Source organism: Actinopolymorpha alba DSM 45243, from assembly GCF_000373925.1.
Classification (GTDB): domain Bacteria; phylum Actinomycetota; class Actinomycetes; order Propionibacteriales; family Actinopolymorphaceae; genus Actinopolymorpha; species Actinopolymorpha alba.
Genome location: NZ_KB892741.1, coordinates 62,558 through 85,381, shown reverse-complemented (window position 1 = coordinate 85,381; position 22,824 = coordinate 62,558). Strand labels below are relative to the sequence as shown.

Annotated in this window: 20 protein-coding genes; 7 read left to right on the top strand and 13 right to left on the bottom strand. The window is 68.7% G+C overall.

What is annotated here, in order from left to right:
• Positions 1 to 210: 210 nt before the first annotated feature.
• A complete protein-coding gene (locus B141_RS39650) occupies positions 211 to 1,977 on the top strand; it encodes an ABC-F family ATP-binding cassette domain-containing protein (protein WP_020574782.1) in 1,767 nt (588 codons plus the stop codon).
• Between the two features lie 195 nt (positions 1,978 to 2,172).
• On the opposite strand, the gene B141_RS0108745 is transcribed toward B141_RS39650, so the two are convergent.
• From B141_RS0108745 to B141_RS49060, 5 genes are all read right to left on the bottom strand, one after another.
• Positions 2,173 to 2,439, bottom strand: coding sequence for a DUF397 domain-containing protein (locus B141_RS0108745; protein WP_020574781.1), 267 nt, complete (start codon positions 2,437 to 2,439; stop codon positions 2,173 to 2,175).
• A 319-nt stretch (positions 2,440 to 2,758) separates the two neighbouring features.
• Entirely contained in the window at positions 2,759 to 3,850 is a 1,092-nt protein-coding gene (locus B141_RS0108740) for a branched-chain amino acid aminotransferase (protein WP_020574780.1), read from the bottom strand.
• Positions 3,851 to 3,938: 88 nt separating this feature from the next.
• Positions 3,939 to 5,033 (bottom strand): branched-chain amino acid aminotransferase, encoded by a 1,095-nt coding sequence (locus B141_RS0108735; RefSeq protein WP_020574779.1) that lies wholly within the window; start codon positions 5,031 to 5,033, stop codon positions 3,939 to 3,941.
• A 272-nt stretch (positions 5,034 to 5,305) separates the two neighbouring features.
• Positions 5,306 to 6,361, bottom strand: coding sequence for a 3-isopropylmalate dehydrogenase (locus B141_RS0108730; RefSeq protein WP_020574778.1), 1,056 nt, complete (start codon positions 6,359 to 6,361; stop codon positions 5,306 to 5,308).
• A 133-nt stretch (positions 6,362 to 6,494) separates the two neighbouring features.
• Complete coding sequence (locus B141_RS49060) at positions 6,495 to 6,641, bottom strand: hypothetical protein (RefSeq protein ID WP_020574777.1); 147 nt, start codon at positions 6,639 to 6,641, stop codon at positions 6,495 to 6,497.
• Here B141_RS49060 and B141_RS52200 point away from each other — a divergent pair.
• The 3 genes from B141_RS52200 to B141_RS39645 all read left to right on the top strand — a co-directional run bounded on the left by B141_RS52200 (position 6,640) and on the right by B141_RS39645 (position 8,352).
• Positions 6,640 to 6,765, top strand: coding sequence for a hypothetical protein (locus tag B141_RS52200; protein WP_272944069.1), 126 nt, complete (start codon positions 6,640 to 6,642; stop codon positions 6,763 to 6,765). The two genes, B141_RS49060 and B141_RS52200, sit on opposite strands and share 2 nt — an antisense overlap.
• A 296-nt stretch (positions 6,766 to 7,061) precedes the next feature.
• Positions 7,062 to 7,628: an O-methyltransferase gene (locus B141_RS0108715; protein WP_020574775.1), complete on the top strand. Its 567-nt coding sequence runs from the start codon at positions 7,062 to 7,064 to the stop codon at positions 7,626 to 7,628.
• Positions 7,629 to 7,785: 157 nt separating this feature from the next.
• Entirely contained in the window at positions 7,786 to 8,352 is a 567-nt protein-coding gene (locus B141_RS39645; RefSeq protein ID WP_020574774.1) for a class I SAM-dependent methyltransferase, read from the top strand.
• A 37-nt stretch (positions 8,353 to 8,389) separates the two neighbouring features.
• Here the strand turns inward: B141_RS39645 and serA are convergent, their stop codons facing one another.
• The 7 genes from serA to B141_RS0108675 form a co-directional block, all read right to left on the bottom strand.
• Positions 8,390 to 10,003, bottom strand: coding sequence for a phosphoglycerate dehydrogenase (gene serA, locus B141_RS0108705; RefSeq protein WP_020574773.1), 1,614 nt, complete (start codon positions 10,001 to 10,003; stop codon positions 8,390 to 8,392).
• Positions 10,004 to 10,429: 426 nt separating this feature from the next.
• Positions 10,430 to 11,458, bottom strand: a complete 1,029-nt coding sequence (ilvC, locus tag B141_RS0108700; protein ID WP_020574772.1) for a ketol-acid reductoisomerase — start codon at positions 11,456 to 11,458, stop codon at positions 10,430 to 10,432.
• Positions 11,459 to 11,687: 229 nt separating this feature from the next.
• Entirely contained in the window at positions 11,688 to 12,233 is a 546-nt protein-coding gene (ilvN, locus tag B141_RS0108695) for an acetolactate synthase small subunit (RefSeq protein WP_474775042.1), read from the bottom strand.
• Positions 12,234 to 12,348: 115 nt separating this feature from the next.
• Positions 12,349 to 14,094 carry an acetolactate synthase large subunit gene (locus B141_RS0108690; protein WP_020574770.1) on the bottom strand — a complete coding sequence of 582 codons (1,746 nt, stop codon included), beginning with the start codon at positions 14,092 to 14,094 and terminating at the stop codon, positions 12,349 to 12,351.
• Positions 14,095 to 14,531: 437 nt separating this feature from the next.
• Positions 14,532 to 16,208 (bottom strand): dihydroxy-acid dehydratase, encoded by a 1,677-nt coding sequence (gene ilvD, locus B141_RS0108685; RefSeq protein WP_026257028.1) that lies wholly within the window; start codon positions 16,206 to 16,208, stop codon positions 14,532 to 14,534.
• Positions 16,209 to 16,329: 121 nt separating this feature from the next.
• Positions 16,330 to 17,544, bottom strand: coding sequence for a glycosyltransferase 87 family protein (locus B141_RS39640; protein ID WP_020574768.1), 1,215 nt, complete (start codon positions 17,542 to 17,544; stop codon positions 16,330 to 16,332).
• A 121-nt stretch (positions 17,545 to 17,665) separates the two neighbouring features.
• Positions 17,666 to 18,610 carry a 2-hydroxyacid dehydrogenase gene (locus tag B141_RS0108675; RefSeq protein ID WP_020574767.1) on the bottom strand — a complete coding sequence of 315 codons (945 nt, stop codon included), beginning with the start codon at positions 18,608 to 18,610 and terminating at the stop codon, positions 17,666 to 17,668.
• 35 nt (positions 18,611 to 18,645) lie between these two features.
• Here B141_RS0108675 and B141_RS39635 point away from each other — a divergent pair, with 35 nt between their 5' ends.
• The 3 genes from B141_RS39635 to B141_RS0108660 all read left to right on the top strand — a co-directional run bounded on the left by B141_RS39635 (position 18,646) and on the right by B141_RS0108660 (position 21,780).
• A complete protein-coding gene (locus B141_RS39635; protein WP_237742654.1) occupies positions 18,646 to 19,221 on the top strand; it encodes an NUDIX domain-containing protein in 576 nt (191 codons plus the stop codon).
• 174 nt (positions 19,222 to 19,395) lie between these two features.
• Complete coding sequence (locus B141_RS0108665; protein ID WP_020574765.1) at positions 19,396 to 20,556, top strand: PQQ-dependent sugar dehydrogenase; 1,161 nt, start codon at positions 19,396 to 19,398, stop codon at positions 20,554 to 20,556.
• A gap of 54 nt (positions 20,557 to 20,610) precedes the next feature.
• Positions 20,611 to 21,780, top strand: coding sequence for a PQQ-dependent sugar dehydrogenase (locus B141_RS0108660; protein ID WP_237742653.1), 1,170 nt, complete (start codon positions 20,611 to 20,613; stop codon positions 21,778 to 21,780).
• 383 nt (positions 21,781 to 22,163) lie between these two features.
• Here the strand turns inward: B141_RS0108660 and B141_RS0108655 are convergent, their stop codons facing one another.
• Positions 22,164 to 22,661 carry a GNAT family N-acetyltransferase gene (locus tag B141_RS0108655; protein ID WP_020574763.1) on the bottom strand — a complete coding sequence of 166 codons (498 nt, stop codon included), beginning with the start codon at positions 22,659 to 22,661 and terminating at the stop codon, positions 22,164 to 22,166.
• Between the last annotated feature and the right edge of the window lie 163 nt (positions 22,662 to 22,824).

The following is a 22,824-nucleotide window of genomic DNA, read 5'->3' as shown; positions in this document are numbered from 1 at the left end:
GACCAGGTCAAACCGGCTCCCGATTGGGCCTCGTCCGGCCACCCCCCAGTCGCGGGCTGCGCGACCCTCATTGGGCGACCACTATTGGCGTTGACGTGGTTCGGTGCGGCCGGGGTAGTCTCCCTCCGTGGGCAACTGACAGGAACTCCCCCTCAGCACGCGCCGCCTGGTGGTTTCCGCCGGCGGCACCCTTCGAGTTCCTGGGGCGTCATGACCGCATCCACATCCTTTTCTGACGCGTTGTCCCGTGCCACCAATCCATCCCGTACCACCGGTCCGTCCCATGCGACCGGCGCGGCTGTCCTCAAGGCATCCGGGCTCGCCAAGAGCCACGACGGCGATCCGCTCTTCAACGACGTCAGCCTGATCGTCAACGCCGGCGAGCGGATCGGGCTGGTCGGGCCGAACGGCGCCGGCAAGTCGACGCTCCTACGCATCCTCGCCGGGCGGGTGCGACCTGACCGCGGGTCCGTCAGCTACGGCCCCAACGACCGCGTGGGCTACCTCGACGCCGAGGTCACCGATCCGGACGTCACCGTGGGTGCTTTCCTCGATGGCGGGCTCGGTGAGGTGCACGAGATCAGCAACCGCCTCCGCGAGCTCGAGCTGGCGATGAGTGACGGTGCGCCTGCCGGCAGGACCGCCGAGACCGGCGATCCCGACGTATCCGACGTACTCGCGGAGTACGCCATCCTCCAGGACAGGTTCGAGTTGCTCGGCGGCTGGGAGGCGCAGGCCCGAGCCGCCGAAGTACGCGAACGCCTGGGCGTCGCCGCCATCGACGAACGGCGGCCTCTTGCCGAGGTCAGTGGCGGCCAGCGGTCCCGGCTCATGCTGGCCCGCCTGCTGCTGGAGCGCCCGAGCATCCTGCTGCTCGACGAACCCACCAACCACCTCGATCTCGCTGGCCTGCGCTGGCTCGCCGACTACCTCGCCAACTACCGCGGTGTGGTGGTGGTCGTGACGCATGACCGGGCGTTCCTCGATCACGTCGTCCACCGGATCGTCGAACTCGACGTGCTCACGGACCGGGCGGAGTTCTACGAAGGCGGCTACACGGCGTACCGCGCGGAGAAGCACCGGCGACGGGTCCGGCTCCTCGCCGACTGGGAGGCGCAGGAGAAGCACCGCCGCCGGCTTGCCGAGGACATCGAACGTACTGTCAACCAGGCCTTGCGGACCGAGCTGACGACGAACAACGACAAGCTACGCAGGTACGCCAAGAAGGTGGCGAAGAAGGCGAAGGCCCGCGAGCGACGGCTCCTGCGGGAGATGACCTCCGCCCGCTGGATCGAGCGCCCCGAAGAACGCCCACCGCTCGTCCTGGACTTCGCGGCCGTCACCGATCCGACGGCGACGGTCCTGGCGTTCGACCAGCTCGTGGCGAGCCGTGCTGACGGGCCACTGTGGCAGGCGTTCTCCGCGGCCGCACGTGGTTGCGAACGGATCCTGGTGACCGGCGAGAACGGCGCCGGCAAGTCCACCCTGCTCGAGGTGCTCGCCGGTGGTCTCGCACCGACCATGGGCACCTTCACGCTTGGGACGGCCGTGGGCATGCTGCCGCAGGTGCATGATCGACTGCCGCTGCGGATGCCGGCGCTTGACTACCTACGCCGCCAGGTCCCGTTGTACGAGGAGGACGCCGAGCGGCTCCTCGACTCCTACCTCTTCGACCCTGAGCAGATCCGGCGCCCCGTCGGCACCCTGTCGGCCGGTGAGATCCGCCGGCTGCTCCTCGCCTGCCTCGTCAACGGCGGCCAGGGGCTGTTGCTCCTGGACGAACCCACGAACTTTCTCGACTTCGAATCCCTCGACGTCCTCGACCTGGCGCTCGCCGGCTTCGGGGGTACGACGATCGCGGTCAGTCACGACCAGCGATTCGCGGAGGCGTTCCGCCCGAGCCAGCACTGGCACGCCGGCCGAAACTCCGGTGGCCTCACCGAGTGGCAGATCACTGAGTGGCAGGTCACCGAATGACAGCCGGAAGGATCATGAAAACCCCACGTGCCGCGGCGGTCGAATCGGACACCTCCCGCCCACGGTGTCCGATCCTGCAAACCACTTGAATCTCGTACAACCGCAAAGGCCGCCGGTTACCCGTTCACGATCAGGAGAATGAATTCCCTGGTCCAGACCCCTCTGAAGGGCAGCCGGAGGATTGACACGAACTCCCTAACCAGCGGTCGCTTCGGACGGCTCGTCGAGTTCGGAAGGATCGAACTCTCCGTCCTTGGCTCCCGCCAGAAACGCTTCCCACTCACCAGGGGTGAAGACCAGCACCGGACTGCCCGGGTCCTGACCGTTGCGCATGCCGATCAGGTCGTCCACAAACGCGACCTCGATGTCACCACCGGACACGGCCGAACGCCATTCGGCGCGGCTCAGGTCGAAGGTTCCCTTGATCGGGTGGGTTGTCGCTCCTTCAGATCGTTCACTCATTGCTTCGTACTCCATATTCGAGAACTTCACCGGCGAAGTAGGACTTCGCCGGCTGAGTCACGGCCCGGCCGAAACTCATGCGGAGACGAAGCTACTCCCCTCTTGATTCGAAACGACGAACCTTTTGAACCGTCATGCCACCTGTCGCCCCATCTCACGCTCCGTCGCGGGATTTTTGGGGGATGGCGGCTCGACCAGGGTCAGGAACGACGCCGACCAGGCCCAGGAACGACGTTGACCACGGCCGGTCCGGCCGTGGTCAACGTCGAGTGCGGCTGACGCTACGCGGGGTCGATCGCCGGATCGACCCCGCGCCGGGTCAGCAGACGCGGTGGAGCCAGCCGTGCGTGTCCTCGACACGGCCGTACTGGATGTCGAGCAGCTGCTGGCGGATCTGCGAGGTGACCGGCCCAGCGACGCCGCCGCCGATGACGAGCTCGCCACTGTGCCACTTCAGGGACCCGACCGGCGTGACCACCGCGGCCGTGCCGCAGGCGAACACCTCGGTGATCCGCCCGGTGGCGACGCCTTCGCGCCACTCGTCGATGTCGACCCGGCGTTCCTCGACCTTGTGCCCGGATTCGGTGGCGAGCGTCATGATCGCGTCCCGGGTGATGCCCTCGAGGATCGTGCCGGTCAACTCCGGCGTGACGATCGACCCGTCGTCGTTGACGAAGTAGAGGTTCATGCCGCCCAGCTCCTCGACCCACCGGCGTTCGACCGCGTCGAGGAAGACCACCTGGTCGCAGCCGTTCTCCGCGGCCTCCTGCTGGGCGATGAGGCTGGCCGCGTAGTTTCCGCCGCACTTCGCCGCACCGGTGCCGCCCCGTGCCGCGCGGGTGTAGTCCTCAGACACCCAGATCGACACCGGCTTGACCCCGGCTGCGAAGTAGGAGCCGGCCGGCGAGGCGATGACGGCGAACGTGACCTCCCGGGCCGGGCGCACGCCGAGGAAGACCTCCGACGCGAACATGAACGGCCGGATGTACAGGCTCTTCTCCCCGCCGGCGGGCACCCAGGCGCAGTCGGTGCGGACCAGCTGGTCGAGCGCCGCGACGAAGTCGTCGGCCGGAAGCTCGGGCAGCGCCATCCGGTGCGCCGACTTCTGGAAGCGCGCCGCGTTGGCCTCCGGCCGGAACGTCCAGACCGAGCCGTCCTCGTGGCGGTAGGCCTTCAGACCCTCGAAGATCTCCTGCGCGTAGTGGAGGACCGCCGTCGCCGGGTCGAGGGAGAGCGGGCCATACGGACGGAGTACGCCGTCGTGCCACCCCCGCTCGGGGGTCCACGTCACGGTGACCATGTGGTCGGTGAAGAACCGTCCGAATCCGGGGTTTGCGAGGATCTCTGCCCGGCGCTCGGCCGGCACCGGCGACTCCGTGAGCTGGCGGCGAATCTCGAGGCTTGCGGTCATGGCTGCACCGTACCCAATCATCAATCTGCGGAGGAGCGTAGAGGAAGGCGGGACTGAGGGGCGGGAAAGGTGGGGGTAACAGACATCGTCAGCAGACCCGGTGGAGCCAGCCGCGGGTGTCGGGCGTCCGCCCTTCCTGTAGGTCGAGCAGGTGGCGGCGAATACGGGCGGTCACGGGCCCGGCGTCCCCGTGGCCGACGCGCAGCTGGCCGCCCCGCCACCTGAGCATCCCGATCGGAGTGACGACCGCGGCGGTGCCACACGCGAACACCTCCGGGATCTGGCCGCTGGCCAGGCCGGTCCGCCATTCGTTGACGTCGAGCCGGCGTTCCTCGACCGCGTACCCCCACTCGGACGCCAGCGTGAGGATCGAGTCGCGGGTGATCCCTTCCAGAATGGTGCCGGTGAGCTCCGGGGTGACGATCCGCCCGTCGTCGTACACGACAAAGAGGTTCATACTGCCGCTTTCCTCGACCCATCGACCTTCGACCGAATCGAGGAACGCCACCTGGTCGCAGCCGTTCTCGATCGCCTCGCGCTGCGCGATCAGACTGGCCGCGTAGTTGCCGCCGCACTTCGCCGCTCCCGTGCCGCCGGCCGCCGCGCGGGTGTACTCCTCGGACAACCAGAGGGTGACCGGTCGGGCGGCCTGGCCCCCGAAGTACGAGGCGGCCGGCGAGGCGATCACGCCGAACGTCACGTGCCGCGCCGCCCGGACCTGGAGGTAGCCCTCCGAAGCGAACATGAACGGCCGGAGGTACAGACTCCGCCCCTCGCCGGATGGCACCCAGTCGCGGTCAATCCGTACCAACCTGTCCAGCGCGGCCACGAAGTCCTCGACCGCCAACTCGGGCAGTGCCAGCCGGCGTGCGGACCGGGCGAACCGAGCCGCGTTGGCGTCCGGGCGGAACATCCAGATCGATCCATCAGCGTGACGGTACGCCTTCAGCCCTTCGAGAATCTCCTGCCCGAAGTGGAGGACCGCAGCTGCGGGGTCGAGGTTCAGGGGGCCGTACGGCACGACCGCACCGTCATACCAGCCGCGATCCGGTGTCCAGGTCGCGGTGACCATGTGGTCAGTGAAGTGGCGCCCGAATACCGCGTCCGCCAGGATCTCCTGCCGGCGGGCGACCGGTGTCGGTGACTGCGCCGGGCGATGGGTGAACTCCAACTGTGCGGTCATAGCGCGCATCGTTCACGGAACTTCCTGCGAGAGCCAGACGAGAGACACATAAAGGACGCCGCCCACGAGTGTGGGCGGCGTCGGCCTTCGAAGGGGTGAGCTTCGAAGGCAGGGTCTGTCTGGTGGTGCTGGGTCGATCAGCGAGCGGCGTAACCGCGCCCAGCTGGCAAGGCCGAGGAGGAGCCAATAGCGGTGTTCTATTGGCGACGACGAGAACGCAGCCAGGTTGGATGCGGGACGTCGCGAGCCGGCCCGGCACTTCCAGACAGACCCTAGTCAGCTACTCGGGTGGCGATGGCGTCGCCGATCTCGGTGGTGGTGCGCGCAGGAGCGGACGCGCGCGTCGCGATGTCGGCGGTGACGGCATCCTCAACCCGGCGCGCCGCGCCCGGCTCACCGAGGTGGTCGAGGAGCAGGCCAGCCGACAGGATCGCCGCGGTCGGGTCGGCCTTGCCCTGGCCGGCGATGTCGGGCGCCGACCCGTGTACCGGCTCGAACATCGACGGAGCGGTCCGGTCGGGGTTGACGTTGCCGCTGGCGGCCAGGCCGATCCCACCCGTCACGGCGGCGGCCAGGTCGGTCAGGATGTCGCCGAAGAGGTTGTCGGTGACGATCACGTCGAAGCGCTCGGGCTGGGTGACGAGGAAGATCGTCGCCGCGTCGACGTGCAGGTAGTCAACCGTGACGTCCGGGAACTCCGGCGCCACCTCGGCCACGATCCGCGACCAGACACCACCGGCGTGCACGAGGACGTTGGTCTTGTGAACGAGGGTGAGCTTCTTGCGCCGGGCCTGCGCCCGACGGAACGCGTCGCGCACCACCCGCTCGACACCGTAGGCGGTGTTGATACTCACCTCGGTGGCGAGCTCGTGTGGGGTGCCCTTGCGGACCGTGCCGCCGTTGCCGACGTACAGCCCCTCGGTGCCTTCCCGCACGACCACGAAGTCGATCGGGGCGTCGCTCGCGAGCGGGGTCGGAACGCCGGGGAAGCTCCGGGCCGGGCGGAGGTTGACGTAATGGTCGAGCTCGAAGCGCAGTCGCAGGAGCAGCCCGCGCTCGAGGATGCCCGAGGGAAGGTTGGGATCACCCGGGCGTCCGCCCACCGCGCCGAGGAGGATCGCGTCGTGACCGCGAAGCTCCGCGAGCACGGAGTCAGGAAGGACCTCGCCGGTCGCGAGATAACGCTGCGCACCGAGGTCGTAGTGGGTCGACTCGATCTTGATGTCGTAAGCGGGCACGACGGCCTCGAGGACCTTCAGTGCCTCCGCGGTGACCTCGGGACCGATGTAGTCGCCGGGAATCACCGCCAGCCGGATGCTCTGCGCCATGCGGTCACCGTACTCGTCGTTTCACATCTCGACACATCGGTCTCGATATATGGGCAGTTCGGAGAGGCCTGCGAGGCGGCCCGGAAACAGCCGGGATCGTCCGGGATTGGCGTACGGACCTAACGCCCCGTGGCTAGCGCCCCGTGGCGGGTTGCGGTGGTGTGTCGCGGTCATCCGGTCCGGTTGACCATTCCAGCAGCTGGCCCGACCGGCCGCCGTTGTCGCGCCTGTCAAGGGATTCCTGCAGGGCTCGATAAGCCAGGCGTTGCGCTTCGGTCATGAGATTCTCCTTCATGGGAACGGGTCTCGAGATCATCGAGGAAGCTCGGGCCAGCAAACGCGAACTCCGCGACGGGTGGCCGGCCCTGCATGTCAGCGAGCCCCGCCGCGGCAGCGAAGAATGAGTACGAACCTCATGACCCCGCCGAGAATAGTTGGACGTCCAAGCAGTTGTCTCGCCAATCGGGGGAACTTCTCGGATAACGAGACGTCGACCGCCGTTCGGCGCCGCTCTGACACCCTGACCAGATGACCGAACCCCGCGAACGAAGGATTCTCCGCAGCCATCCCGGCACCACCTGCCGACGCGCTTGCACGCCCGGAGCCAAGCGAGGACGTGCATGAGGGAGCGCAGCGAGCGAATCATCAAGCACAGCGCCTCGAGTGCCTCATGCGCGCCCGGAGCGAAGCGAGGACGTGCATGAGCGCGTTGCCGCACGTTCCGGGCATCGTGGCTCGGGCGCACGAACTCTCCCGCCGGCGCGGCTTCGTGTCGTCCTGCCGTAACGAGACCGGCTGGCTCCTCGCGAGCCTGGCGACTTCGCGTACCGGCACACTCGCGGAGTTGGGCACCGGCTGTGGCGTGGGTTCGGCCTGGCTGCGCAGCGGGATGCGCGCGGGCGCCCACCTGCTCACCGCCGAGCACGACGCGGGCCTGGTCGAGGCCGTGCGCGAGATCTTCGCCGGCGATGAGACCGTGAGCGTCCTCGAAGCGGACTGGAAGGATCTTGCGCCGGAAGCGCCGTTCTCACTGCTGTTCCTCGATGTTCGCGAGGCCAAGCGCGCGGGGCCCGACATGGCTGCCGACCTGGTCGAGCCCGGCGGCTTCGTCGTACTCGACGACTTCACCCCCTGCGCCACCTGGCCGCCGATGTATCAAGGCCGGGTTGACACGGTACGCCAGCAGTGGCTGACCGATTCGAGGTTCAGCACCGTCGAGGTGATGGTGGCCTCCGATGCGAGCGTCCTGATCGCCACGCGTCGCTGAGGTCCACCCAAGCCCTGCCCCTTCGCCTCCGCCGGCGGCTCCCGGGCCGCACGTAATGATCACGTATACATGGTCATTGCGGTCGTCGCCGCCGGCGGAGTTGCCCATCCGCAGACATGTACGAAAATACGTCTGTGTCCGGAAAGGATCCGCGCTCATGACCGGCCGTACGTCCCGGCCGGCCGCTGCCGGCGCCCGCAACGGCCGGCGTTCGCGCCCGGCCATCCCCGACCGGGTCCGCTGGGCGGTCGACTTCATCGACCCCGCGCCGCACGCGCGCGTCCTCGAGATCGGGTGTGGTCCGGGTGCCGCGGCCGAACTGATCTGTCCACGCCTGACCAGCGGCCACCTTCTGGCCATCGATCGCTCAGCGACCGCGATTCAGCGCACCGCCGAGCGTAACGACCAGCACGTCGACGCGGGCCGGCTCCACGTGCGGCAATGTGTGCTTGACACCTTGGACGACGCCGAGAGCGGCTTCGACATCGCGTTCTCGATCAACGTCAATCTCTTCTGGGTAAGGAATCCCACGCCTGAGTTGGCGATCCTTCGCCGCGTCATCCGGCCAGGTGGGCTTCTCCACGTCATCTACGGAACGGTCCAGCCCACGGCGAGCGACGCGGCAATGGCCGCGATCAAGCAAAGCGTTACCGCCAACGGATTCAGCGATGCGACGGTGACGTACGCCGACGCCGGTACGGCAGTCACCGCTCGCAGAACCTAGCGACACCGGCAGCGGCGTACGGCGGCGTACGTACGTCCTAGTCGACGAGGTCGATGGCGCGGGCTCCCTCGGCGTCGATCGCCCGGGCGATCTCGTCCAGCGCGGCCTGCGGGATCGCCGAGTCGACCGTCATCGCCACCAGTGCCTTGCCACCGCGACGGTCACGGCTCACCTGCATCCCCGCGATGTTGATGCCCGCCTCACCGAGGATGCGGCCCATCACACCGACGATGCCGGGACGGTCGACGTACTTCAGGACGGCCATGTGTTCGGTCAACTCGATCTCGATGTCGAAACCCTCCACCTCCACAAGGCGTTCGACATGCTTCGGGCCCACCAGCGTGCCGCCCACCGAGATCTGGCGGCCGTCGGCGAGGGTGCCGCGCAACGTGACCAGGTTGCGGAAATCCGGGCTGTCGGGATCGGTGAGGAGCCGCACCTCGAGCCCGCGCTCGGCGGCGAGCAAGGGGACGTTGACATAGGAGACCTGGTCTTCGACCACGGCACCGAAGGCGCCTTTGAGGGCAGCGAGTTCGAGCACCTTGACGTCATAGTCGGTGATCTCGCCGCGTACCTCCACGTCCATCTGGAGCGCTACCTCGCCGGCCAGCGCGGTAAAGATCCGCCCCAGCTTCTCGGCCAGCGGTATGCCGGGCCGGACGTCCTCGGCGATCACGCCACCCTGGACGTTGACCGCGTCGGGCACCAACTCCCCTGCCAGGGCAAGGCGTACGGACTTCGCGACCGAGATGCCGGCCTTCTCCTGCGCCTCCTGCGTGCTCGCGCCAAGGTGCGGAGTCACGACCACGTTGTCGAGCTCGAACAGTGCCGAGTCGATGCAGGGCTCGCTCACGAACACGTCGATGCCCGCGGCCGCGACCTGGCCTTCCTTGAGTGCGACGTACAACGCGTGTTCGTCGATGATTCCGCCACGGGCCGCGTTGATGATGATCATGCCCGGCTTGACCTTGCCGAGCTCGGCCTCACCGAGAATCCCCAATGTTTCTGGGGTTTTGGGCAAATGGACGGTGATCACGTCGCTGGCGGTGAGGAGTTCGTCGAGCGGGACGAGGCGGACCCCCATCTGTGCCGCTCGGCCGGGCTGGACGTAGGGATCGTAGGCCACGACGTTCATGCCGAACGCCGCCAGCCGCTGTGCCACCAGGACCCCGATCCGGCCGAGGCCGAGCACGCCGAGCGTCTTGCCAGACAGCTCCACGCCGGTGAACCTGCTCCGCTTCCACTCCCCCGCGCGCAAGGACGCGTCGGCGGCGGGAATGTGCCGGGCGACCGCGAGGAGCAGGCCGATCGCGTGCTCGGCAGCCGAGACGACGTTGGACTGCGGGGCGTTGACCACCATCACGCCGGCCTGCGTCGCTGCCTTGACGTCGACATTGTCCAGCCCCACGCCGGCCCGGGCGACAACCTTGAGCTGCCGTGCGGCCGCCAGCGCCTCGGCGTCGACCTTGGTCGCGCTCCGGACGAGGAGCGCGGCGACATCGGTGATGGCCGCGAGGAGATCGGCCCGGTCGGCACCGTCGCACGTACGGATCTCGAAGTCGGGTCCGAGCGCCTCGATGGTGGCGGCGGAGAGTTCTTCGGCGATGAGGACGACGGGCTTGCGCGCCGTCACCTTCGCTGGGGGCGTCACGGGGGCATTCACGTTCGCGTGGCCTTCCTGCGTCCGCTGAGGAGGCTGACAGCCCGTGCGGATGGGCGCAGCCCAACCCCGAGCACGACCCTGGGCCCGGCATGTGGGCTCAGGATAGCCAGCAGGTTACGGGCTTCGCAGGAGTGCACTCGATTGTTACCGAACTCGCCCATAACTGGCCGCCGCTCACCCGCGCCCCCACGTCCCTCTGGAACCCTCCCCTGATCATGTCGGTGATCATGAACTTCTTCGTGAAGGGATTCGGGAGCTATGACCCCTTCTGCCTTCATGATCACGGTCAGCGCACCGGGAAATGCGCCCCAGTCCCTTTCATGATCACGACCCGACTTCATGATCACGGCCCAACGAGCGAAGGCCCCCGAGCAGGAGATCCGCTCGAGGGCCTTTCGCAGCGAAGAACGCCGGTCAGCGGGCCGCCGTACCTTCCACGTAGTCGTCGTCGTGGCTCTTGACCCACGCCATCAGCTCACGCAGGTCTTTGCCGACCTTCTCGATCGGGTGCTGCTCGGACTGCTCGCGGAACTTCTTGAACTCCGGCGCCCCCGCGTCCTGGTCGTCGATGAACCGCTGTGCGAAGGTGCCGTTCTTGATGTCGGCGAGCACATCCCGCATCCGCTGCTTGGTCGACTCGTCGATGATCCGCGGGCCCGAGACGTAGTCGCCGTACTCCGCCGTGTCGGAAACCGACCAACGTTGCTTGGCGATGCCGCCCTCGTACATCAGGTCGACGATCAGCTTCAGCTCGTGCAGGCACTCGAAGTAGGCCACCTCGGGCTGGTAGCCCGCCTCTGTGAGCGTCTCGAAGCCAGCCTGGATCAGAGCCGACACGCCACCGCAGAGCACCGTCTGCTCACCGAACAGGTCGGTCTCGGTTTCCTCGGTGAACGTCGTCTTGATGCCACCGGCGCGCAGGCCACCGATCGCCTTGGCGTACGCCAGGGTGAGCGGCCAGGCGTTCCCGGACGCGTCCTGCTCGACCGCGACGAGGACGGGTACGCCGCGCCCCTCGTTGTACTCGCGGCGGACCAGGTGTCCCGGCCCCTTCGGCGCCACCATCGCGACGTCCACCCCGGCCGGCGGCTTGATGTAGCCGAAGCGGATGTTGAAGCCGTGACCGAAGAAGAGCGCGTCTCCCTCGTTGAGGTTCGGCTCGATCGCCTCGGCGTACAGCTTGCGCTGGGCCGGGTCGGGCGCGAGAACGACGATGAGGTTGGCCTCGGCCACCGCCTCCGCCGGCGTCAGGACCCGCAGGCCCTCCGACTCCGCCTTCGCCCGGCTCTTCGAACCCTCGGGAAGGCCGACGCGCACGTCGACGCCGGAATCACGCAGGGACAGCGCGTGGGCGTGGCCCTGACTGCCATATCCGAGGACGGCGACGGTACGGCCCGAGATGATGGACAGGTCGGCATCGTCGTCGTAGAACAGCTCTGCCACAAGGTCTCCTTTGAATTCGAATCTGCCAGCGTGGTGCGGTTGCCGACCCCGCGATCGTACGGCGCCACGCCAGCTGGGTTTATGGGGAGGGCCGCGGGACCAGGAATGATCACGTATACGTGGTCATTACCTGCCTCGCACGGCGTCGATGCCATGTGAAGCCCCAAATGACCACGTATACGTGATCATTTGGGGCCTCAGACCGTGTCCCGTTGATCAGGGGCACGCCCTAGGCCGAGCGCTCGCCTACCCGGTCGAGGGAGCGCAGGGTGCGGTCGGTGATCGAACGACTGCCACGGCCGATGGCGACCATGCCTGATTGGACGAGCTCGCGGACGCCGAAGGGTTCGAGCACCCGGAGCATTGCGTCGAGCTTCTCGGGATTACCGGTTGCCTCGATTGTCACGGTATCGGGCGCGACGTCGACGACCTTCGCCCGGAACAGCTGCGCCGTCTCCAGGACCGCGCCACGGCTCTGGGTGTCGGCCTTCACCTTCACAAGGAGCAGCTCGCGCTGGACCGCCGCGGTCGGGTCCAGCTCCACGATCTTGATGACGTTCACGAGCTTGTTGAGCTGCTTGGTCACCTGCTCGAGTGGGAGTTCCTCGACGTTGACGACGATGGTCATCCGCGAGATCTCGGGGTGCTCGGTCGGTCCGACGGCGAGCGAGTCGATGTTGAAACCACGCCGGGAGAAAAGTCCAGCGATCCGGGCCAGGACGCTGGGTTTGTTCTCGACCAGCACGGACAGGGTGTGTCGGGACACGGGAGTCATTTCCTTTCGGGCGCCTGTACGAGAGATCGTCAACGAGGCCTTGCGCCGCCGCGGTGGTCGGCGCGGTGGTCGGCGCTGGGCACCGCGCTCGCGGGCCAGCGCCGACAACCCGGGCTCAGAGGTCGTCCTTCTCCCATTCGGGCGCGAGGTCACGCGCGATCTTGATGTCGTCGTTGCCGGTGCCCGCCGCGACCATCGGCCACACCATGGCGTCCCGGTGCACCACGAAGTCGATCACCACCGGCACGTCGTTGATTCCCATCGCCTTCTCGAGCACCTCGTCGACCTCCTCGGGGCGCTCGCAGCGCAGGCCGACACAGCCGTACGCCTCAGCCAGCTTCGCGAAGTCGGGGATCCGGCTGGAGTGGAGGTCGGTGTTGGAGTAGCGCCCGTCGTAGAAGAGCGTCTGCCACTGCCGCACCATGCCGAGGCTGGAGTTGTTGATGACGGCCACCTTGATCGGGATGTTCTCCAGCGCGCAGGTGGCAAGCTCCTGGTTGGTCATCTGGAAGCAGCCGTCGCCGTCGATCGCCCAGACCGTCGCGTCGGGACGGCCGACCTTCGCACCCATCGCGGCCGGCACCGAGAAGCCCATGGTTCCGGCGCCGCCGGAGTTGAGGAACGTGCTCGGGTTCTCGTACGAAATGAACTGCGCCGCCCACATCTGGTGTTGACCCACACCGGGAACGTAGATCGCCTCTGGTCCGGCGATCTGGCCGATCCGCTCGATCACCTGCTGCGGCGCCAGCGAACCATCCTCGGGCTTCTCGTAGCCAAGGGGGTAACGCCCCCGCCACTCGTCGAGCAACCGCCACCAGCCGGTGTAGTCGCCACGTCGCCCAGCCGCCTGGTCGGCCTGGATGGCGACCACCAGGTCGGCGATCACCTCGCGGCAGTCACCGACGATCGGCACGTCCGCGACGCGGTTCTTGGAGATCTCCGCCGGGTCGATGTCGGCGTGGATCACCTTCGCGTGCGGCGCGAACGACGCCAGGCTGCCGGTCACCCGGTCGTCGAACCGCGCGCCCAGCGTGATCAGCAGGTCGGACTTCTGGAGGGCCCCAACCGCGGCCACCGTGCCGTGCATGCCCGGCATGCCGAGGTGGAGCTGGTGGCTGTCGGGGAAGGCGCCGCGCGCCATCAGGGTTGTGACGACCGGGATGCCGGTCATCTCCGCCAGGACCCGCAGCTCCTTCGAGGCCCGGGCCTTGAGCACGCCGCCGCCGACGTACAGCACCGGCCGGCGCGCCTCGCTGATCAGTTTGGCGGCCTCCCGCACCTGCTTGGCGTGCGGACGACTCACCGGGCGGTAGCCGGGCAGGTCGAGCGAGGCCGGCCAGGAGAACGTCGTCATGGCCTGCATGGCGTCCTTGGCGACGTCGACGAGGACCGGCCCCGGCCGCCCGGTCGACGCGATGTGGAACGCCTCGGCGATGGTCCGCGGGATCTCCAGCGGATCGGTGACGAGGAAGTTGTGCTTGGTGATCGGCAGGGTGATCCCGCGGATGTCGGCTTCCTGGAACGCGTCAGTGCCGATCGAGCCGGTCGCGACCTGCCCGGTGACCGCGACGATGGGCACGGAGTCCATGTGAGCGTCCGCGATCGGGGTCACCAGGTTGGTGGCGCCCGGCCCCGAGGTCGCCATACAGACGCCGACCTTGCCGGTGGCGAGCGCGTACCCCTCGGCCGCGTGGCCGGCACCCTGCTCGTGGCGGACAAGGACGTGCCGGATCTTCTTGGAGTCAAGGAGCGGGTCGTACGCCGGAAGGATCGCCCCGCCGGGAATGCCGAAAACCGTGTCTACCCCAGCCGCTTCCAGTGCCCTGATCAAACTCTGGGCTCCGGTCATCTGCTCGCTCATCGTTCGCCCTTCCGTGCGACGCCATGGTCCCTGGGGTCCTTCACCGGTCGTCCTTCCCGTCTTGTCGAGCCATCGTTACCTCCGCCTATCGCACCGGCCTGGCCTGGCTTCAGCGGGGCTGGCGGGTGTTCGGGAGGAAACAAAAACCCCCCGGCCCGGACGGGCAACGAGGGGTGCGCGCTGGCGTGTGCCGTGTGGGAACGGCTCAGCCCGCGCGCTGGCGAAGTACGAGAATCAGTGGACGCACTCATGCACGTTCTCTAATGGGCGCCCCTTCCGTCAAGCTCGTGGGACGCCTGTCTTGCGATCCGAGATGCGGTCGTGGGCGGCGATGGGGTCGTGGCCCGACGGAGTAGCAGCCCAGAATGATCACGTATACGTGATCATTCTGGGCCACGCCTGCGCCGCTCCGGCGCGCCCTGTCCGCGCGGACCTTGTCAGCCGCAGACGGCGCCCTGCGCGGCCGACTTCACCAGCTTGGCGTACTTGCCCAGGACGCCACGGGTGAACGCCGGCGGCAGCGGCTGCCACTCCTGGCGGCGGCGTTCGAGCTCGTCCTCGTCGACGAGCAGGTCAAGCAGCCGGCCCGTCATGTCGAGGCGTACGACGTCACCGTCGCGGATCAGGGCGATCGGCCCGCCGTCCACCGCCTCCGGCGCGACGTGACCGACGCACAGACCGGTCGTGCCGCCGGAGAACCGCCCGTCGGTCAGTAGCAGGACGTCCTTGCCGAGCCCCGCGCCCTTGATCGCACCGGTGATGGCGAGCATCTCGCGCATACCCGGCCCACCCTTCGGCCCTTCGTACCGGATGACCACCACGTCGCCGGCCTGGATTGTGCCGTCCTCCAAGGCGTCGAGCGCGCCGCGTTCCCGCTCGAAGACCCGCGCCGGCCCCTCGAAGACCGCCGCCTCCAGGCCAGCGCTCTTGACGACCGCACCTTCGGGCGCGAGTGAGCCGCGCAGGATCGTCAGGCCGCCGGTGCGGTGGATGGGGTCCTTGACCGCGCGGACGATGGTGCCGTCCAGGTCGGGTGGCGCGATGTCGGCGAGGTTCTCGGCGAGCGTGCGTCCGGTCACCGTGAGGCAGTCGCCGTTCATCAGGCCGGCGTCGAGCAGCGCCTTCATCACCACCGGGATGCCGCCGACCCGGTCGACGTCGCTCATGACGTACCGGCCGAACGGCTTGAGGTCACCAAGGTGCGGGACCTTGTCACCGATCCGGTTGAAGTCGTCCAGGGTCAGGTCTACCTCGGCCTCGCGCGCGATCGCGAGCAGGTGCAGGACGGCGTTGGTGGAGCCACCGAGCGCCATCACCACGGCGATGGCATTCTCGAACGCCGGCTTGGTCAGGATCTGCCGGGCCGTGATGCCGCGCCGCAGCATCTCGACGACCGCCTCACCGGAGCGCCGCGCGATGCCGTCCCGGCGCCGGTCGACCGCCGGCGGCGAGGCGGACCCGGGCAGCGCCATGCCGAGCGCCTCCGCGGCGCTGGCCATCGTGTTGGCGGTGTACATCCCGCCGCAGGCACCCTCACCCGGGCAGATCGCGCGCTCGATCTCGTCGACCTTCTCCCGGGTGATGAGCCCGCGCGCACAGGCGCCAACGGCCTCGAACGCGTCGATGATCGTGACGTCCTTGTCGTCCACCCGACCGGGCAGGATCGAGCCGGCGTACACGAAGACCGAGGCGAGGTCGAGCCGGGCCGCCGCCATCAGCATGCCGGGCAGGCTCTTGTCGCACCCCGCGAGCAGGACCGTGCCGTCCAGGCGTTCGGCCTCGACCACCGTCTCCACCGAGTCGGCGATGATCTCCCGGGACACCAGCGAGAAGTGCATGCCGACGTGGCCCATCGAGATGCCGTCGGACACCGAGATCGTGCCGAACTCCAGCGGGTAGCCGCCGGCCGCGTGCACGCCGTCCTTCGCGGCCTTCGCCAGCCGGTCGAGGGAGAGGTTGCAGGGCGTGATCTCGTTCCAGGAGGAGGCGACGCCGATCTGCGGCTTCTCCCAGTCCTCGTCGCCCATCCCTACCGCACGCAGCATGCCACGCGCGGCCGCGCGCTCGAGACCGTCGGTGACCTCCCGACTGCGTGGTTTGATGTCGATGCTCATGATCGCGTTCGGCTCCTCGTTCGCCGCAGAGGTGGTGAAGTGGTGACTGCTCGGAGGCCGCGGTTGGCAGGGCCTTCGAGCGCTGCGGATGGCAGCACCGGAGAGCGGGATCGCCGCAGCTTCACTGTACGGCGGCGGTGGCGATCGGCCGGTGTGCGGGCTCATCCCGTGGCCGCCGAGCCTCGACCAGTGCGACGCCCAGCACCGCGAGTCCGAGCAGCGGTCCGAACACGCTCAGCAGCTGTTGCCAGGGCGCGTACGACAACTCGACGTCGCCGCCCCATGGGATTACGTACTTGAACAACGCCCCCGACACCCAGAGCACGAACGCCGCGCCCACACCACGCAGCACGGCCGGCAGCTCGCGCCGGGTCACCAGGACGGCACCGAGCGGGACGATCCAGACGAAGTGGTGGGTCCAGGACAGCGGCGAGGCGAGCAGCGCCGCGACGCCGCACAGCGAGATCGCGAGCAGGGTCTCGCCCCGGCGGTACCAGAGCGCGGCGACGTAGACACCGAGCAGCCCGACCGCGCCGCTGAGCGCGAGCCCCGCGTAATGTGCGGGTCCGGCATCCCCGACCAGGCGGATCACCATGCCCAGCAGGGATTGGTTCGTGAGGAAGTGCGCGGGGCCGGTGCGGGTGTCCCCCTCGAGCAGCAGCTTCCAGAACCCCCACGACTCCCGCGGCATCAGCGCGGCCATGACCAGCGTGATCCCCGCCGCGGTGGCCGTGGCGTTCCGGGCCGCCCGCCACTGGCGGGTGGCGAGCAGGTAGAGGATAAAGAGCGCCGGCGTGACCTTGATCGCGGTCGCGATCCCGGTGAGCACCCCCACCGGCAGCCACCGTCGCGCGGTCGGGAGGAGACGCTGGCCGCTCGTGAGGTCGGCCACCACGAGGGCCATCAGAAAGATGTTGACCTGGCCGAAGGCGAGCGTGGCACGGACCGGCTCGGCGATCAGGACGCAGGCGGTCGCGGCCAGCGACAGGACCCACCCGCGCACCCCCGCACGGAAGAGCACGTAGACGACGGCCAGGGCGTTGAACGCCGTCCAGAGAACCTGCAGGAGGGTGTACGGGACGTAGACCAGCGGCACGCTGAGCAGCGCGGCGAACGGCGGATAGATGAACGCCAGCTGGGTGTCCGGCGTCCGCGCGGTGAGGATGTCACCCCCGTCCAGCAGGACCTGGCCGGTGTAGACGTACACCTTGAGGTCGACCAGGTTGGGCGACCACGGCCAGAACTCCGTACCCCACTGCGCGGCCGACGCCACGACCGCCAGCGCAGCCAGGATCGGCAGCGCGATCTGTGCGAGGAGGCCGGATCGAGTCCGCACGCGCTGGTCCTTTCGTCGGGAGGTGACCGTCGAGAGGTCGCTCACTGTAGAGGAGGATGCTCCGGGTCCACAGTTCGCGACCCTTCGAGCAATGATGAAGCACCAGGGGGCCGCGGGACCTCTAGTACGCGCCGTCGACGACGTTGGCGAGCGGCTCGCCCGCGACGTACCTCCGAAGCTGCGCGCTCACCAACCGGCGCCCGCGGGGGACGAAGGCCGAGGTGTTCCCGCCGACGTGCGGGCTGATCAGCAGGCCCGGAGCGCTCCACAGCGGATGGTCTACCGGCAGGGGCTCGGGATCGGTGACGTCCAGTGCCGCCTGGATCCGGCCGCTGGTGAGCTCGGCCAGCAGGGCGTCGGTGTCGACGACCGGGCCCCGGGCGATGTTGACCACGAGGGCGCCATCCTTCAGCTGGGCAAGGAACTTCGCGTCCACCAGGCCGCGGGTCTCGTCGGTCATCGGCACGAGGAGGACGACGACGTCCGCGGTGGGCAGCAGCTCGGGTAGGCGGTCCATGCCGGCGACCCCGCCGTCGCGGCCGGTCCGCGCGACCATGACCACCTCGCACTCGAACGGCGCCAACCGGCGGGCGAGTGCCTGCCCGATCGAGCCGGCGCCCACGATGAGCACCCGGCTGTCGGCGAGCGCCTGCCGGCGACCAGCCGCCCACCGGCCCTCGTCCTGCGCGCGTACGAAGTCAGGAAAGCCCCGCAGCGAGGCGAGGATGAGTGCGACGCCCAACTCGGCGGTGCTCGCGTCGTGAACGCCACGGGCGTTGCAGAGGGTGACGCCCGCGCGGAGGTACGGCCGGAGGTTCTCGACCCCGGCGGTCAGCGTCTGGACCACCTTGAGCCTGGGCATCCGGGTGATCAACTCGACGGTGTGTGGGCCGGACATGTACGGAGGTACGTAGAACTCCACGTCGGCCAGCGACGCGGGTGGCTCGCCGGCACCGTCGTACACGTCGATCTGGAGACCCTCGGGTAGACCGTCGTAGACCGCTGGCGGCTCGGGCAACCAGACCCGGACCGCGCCCGCGGGTGATACGCCTGTAGCTGCGCCCATGACTGGGGTCCTCCTCGGCAGTGTGCGTTGCGGACGTGACCCATCGCATCATCGATTCCAGCAGCATCGTCTCCAGCAGCACCACTGTGGGCGACAGCGGGTCCGCCGAACGATCCGGTGTGGGACCCGCAGGACGAGGGAGGTCAGGTTTGCGCGCGGCCGTCGTACTCCTCGAGGCAGACCGGGTCGCGGCGATCGAACGCCGTCGCGACGGAACGCTCTACTACCTCTTCCCCGGCGGCACCGTCGAGCCCGGCGAGACCCCTGAAGAGGCGGCGTGCCGCGAGGCCGAAGAGGAACTCGGTGTCAGCGTGGCGCTCGAACGCCTGGTCGCCGAGGTCTGGCGCGACGGCAATCGCCAGCTCCACTTCCTGGCCAGCATCCGGGGCGGGGAGTTCGGCAGCGGGCACGGACCGGAGATGGTCGGCGACCAGGGTCCGGCGGGCACGTACCGCGCGGTCTGGCTTCCGCTGCGTACCCTCGAGGCGTTCCCGCTTCGCCCGCGGACCCTCGCCGGACTCGTGCGGTCCGCGTACCAGCTCGGCTGGCCGTCTGAAGTGCTGCGGGTCAACGACGTCACGGCGCCGCTGCCGCGGGCCAGTCACCAGTGACGCCCGGCCCGTTCTGGATCCTGAGCACGATGTCGTTCGTTGGCCAGAGGACAGTCCAGGCGGGACGGTCCAGTCAAGCAACCCGGAGCGGGGCCCGGGGGTCTGTTCATGGGTCGCCCAGTCGGGAGATCAACCTCAGTGACCTCAGTGAGGCAGACCGTCAAGGAGCCGCCGGTGCGTCGTTCAACCGTTCTCGCCGCCGCTGTCGCCAGTCTGGGACTTCTCGGCAGTTGCACCTCGGATCCCGCACCAACCGGCACCCGGACCCCGCCTCCCGAGTCTCAGACAACTGCGGCCACTCCGCGGGCGTCGTCGTCGCCGTCGCGCGGCGGCTCGTCGCCCACGGCCGGTACGCCGCGGGTCACGGGGACCGTCACGGAGGACCTCGCCGCGCCCTGGGGGCTCACGTTCCTGCCATCCGGTGACGCCCTCGTCGCCGAGCGCGACACCGGCCAGATCAAGCGGGTCAGCCGGGATGGTACGGCCAGCCGGGTGGGCAGGGTTCCCGGCGTTCGGGCACGCGGCGAGCGCGGACTGCTGGGCCTGGCCGTGGCGCCGACGTTCACGTCGCGGCCGTTCGTGTACGCGTACTTCACCGCGGAGGCCGACAACCGGATCGTGCGGATGCGCTACGACGGGACCACTCTTGGCAGGCCGGAGGTCATCCTCTCCGGAATCCCGGCGGGGTTCGTGCACAACGGCGGCCGGATGGTGTTCGGGCCGGACGGCCAGCTGTACGTCGGGACCGGCGACGCCTCCAACGGCGACGACGCTCAGAACCCCAACTCCCTCGGCGGCAAGATCCTGCGGCTCACCCCCGACGGCGCACCCGCGCCCGGCAATCCCCGACCCGGCTCACCGGTGTGGAGCCAGGGACACCGCAACGTGCAGGGCCTCGCGTTCGACGAGGCCGGACGCCTGTGGGCCACCGAGTTCGGGCAGGACACCTGGGACGAACTCAACCTCATCCGCAAGGGCGGCAACTACGGCTGGCCCGAGGCGGAGGGCACCGCGGAGGAGCGGCGGTTCGTCGACCCGGTGGCGGTCTGGCGGCCCGAGGACGCGTCGCCGTCGGGACTCGCGTACGCCGACGGCGCCCTGTGGATGGCCTCGCTGCACGGTCAGCGACTGTGGCGGATCCAGGTCCCGGCGTCGCGAGAGCCGTCGGCCCGGGACATGGGCGAGCCGGCAGCCCACTTCGTCCGCGAGTTCGGACGCCTGCGCACGATCGCCGCGGCACCGGATGGCACCCTGTGGCTGACCACCAGCAACACCGACGGACGGGGCGACCCACATCCGGGCGACGACCGCATTCTGCGGCTCGAGCTGTCCTGAGGAGCATTGATGTCCAGATTCGCCCGGCTTAGAACCGGCGCCGGGCTCGCGGTCGTGGCTGCTCTCACGGTCGTGGCCGTGGGCGCCTGCGGCGGCCCGCGCGCGGCCGACTCGACATCCACGGCCAGCGCCACACCCGGGGGCCCGCCCACAAGCCCGACGAGCGGCCCACCGCAGCGCCCAGCGCCGGCGCCGGCTCGCCCCGGTGCCGCCGGGATCGGTGTCCCAACGACCCCCGCAGCAACCCTCGCGCCCAGGACCACCGGCACCATCGCCACGAATCTCACGTCGCCGTGGGACCTGATCTTCCTTCCGGGCGGCAGAGCTCTCCTGTCCGAACGCGACACCGCTTTGATCAAACTGATCACCCCAGGCGGTGACGTGCGCACCGTCGGCAAGGTCGCCGGTGTCGCCCACGGCGGGGAGGGCGGGCTCCTCGGGCTCGCGCTGTCACCGACGTACGCCCAGGACCACCTCCTCTACGCCGCGATCACCACCAGGACCGACAACCGCGTCGTACGGATGACGTTCGACGGCACCCGGCTCGGGACGCCGCAGGTGGTCTTCGCCGGGATCCCCCGCGGGGCCGCACACCACAACGGCGGACGGATCAGGTTCGGTCCCGACGGCTACCTGTACGTCCCGACCGGGGACGGTGAGGTGCCCGCCCGGGCACAGAACAAACGCTCACTCGGCGGCAAGATCCTCCGCCTCACACCAGACGGCGAACCCGCACCAGGCAATCCGTTCCGTTCGGCGATCTGGACGTACGGACACCGCAACATCGAAGGGCTCGTCTGGGATCCGGACGGTCGGCTGTGGGCAGCTGAGTTCGGCAACCACACGGCCGACGAACTCAACCTGATCAGCAAGGCCATCAACTACGGCTGGCCGAGGTTCGAGGGCAGGGGCGGAATCAGGCAGGGCCTGATGGATCCCGTGGCGCAGTGGCCGGTCGAGGAGAACTCCCCGTCGGGGATCACGTACGCCAACGGCGCGATCTGGATGGCGGGCCTGCGAGGCGAACGTCTCTGGCGGATTCCGGTGAACGAGGGGCGAGTCACCGGGCCACCCGAGGCCTACCTCATCGGAGAGTACGGCCGGCTGCGTACCGTCGCGCGCGCTCCCGACGGATCGCTCTGGCTGGTCACCAGCAACACCGACGGTCGGGGCACACCGAACCACGGAGACGATCGCATCCTGAGGCTCACGCTGCCCCGCTAGCGCTCGGCACGAGTGGGGCTGGAATCGACGTCGCGGAAGTGCGCCGGCATAACCTCCCGCCACGTCGGGGTGAGGTCGGTGGCCGGTCTCGCATTGCGAGCGATCCTCACTCCAGCTCATGATCAACTTGCAGAAAACGCCCAGGCTGCGTGCGAATCGTGGGCGATTTGTACAAGTTGATCATGAACCAATTGCAGGCCGTCCAATCCGTGAGACGATCTGCCGCCGTCGGGACGCCGGCGCGAAGCTTCAAGATCATTTCGGGGAAACGGCCCACGCGCTGCGCGGCGCGTGGGCCGTTTCCCCGAAATGATCATGGCTTGACCAACTTCGCCCTACGGCCGGAGCCGGCTCTCCCTATTGCCAACGGATTCTCAGGCGAGTCACGCGGGCACCTCGAAGGAGATCCAGACGTCGGGCGGCAGGTCGGGCTGGTTGGGTACCGGCCGGTGCTCCTCAGTCCAGGCGTCGCCCGCGATGGTGGTCGCGATGTGGCGCCAGAACCGCACCGCCGCCATGTTGTCGTCCTGGAATGGGACCTCCCATGGGCCAGGGTGCCGCATCACCAACTGCTGGACGGAGACCGATCCGACCCCGGTCCGGCGTACCGCGCGTACGACGAAGAAGCCGCTCAGCACCCGCGTCCGTCCAGCCAGTCCGCGGACGAGGGCAAGGCCAACCGGCCGGTCATCGGCCATCAGGAGGTACGCCGCCCAGTCAGGGTTTTCGAACGCGGCCAGCAGCCGTTCACTGCGGAAGGTGCCATCGGGGTTTGGCAGCGTGCCCCGGAACTCCGAGAGATCGTGGCGAAACATGAGCCAGAGCCGTTCCAGAACAGCACGGTCGGCGACGCTCGCGGGGCGCAGACAGACAGCGGACATGGGACTCCTTCGAGGTAACGGTGAGGTGCGGTTCGCTCCGCGGTCCACGAATGCCGGCATGCGACCCGGCTTCGGTGCTGGCAAGCCGGCGTTGACGGCGGCCAGCGGTTGACAAGCTGGCGTTGACGGCTGCCGGCGTTGGCATGCTGGCCTTGGCAAGCTG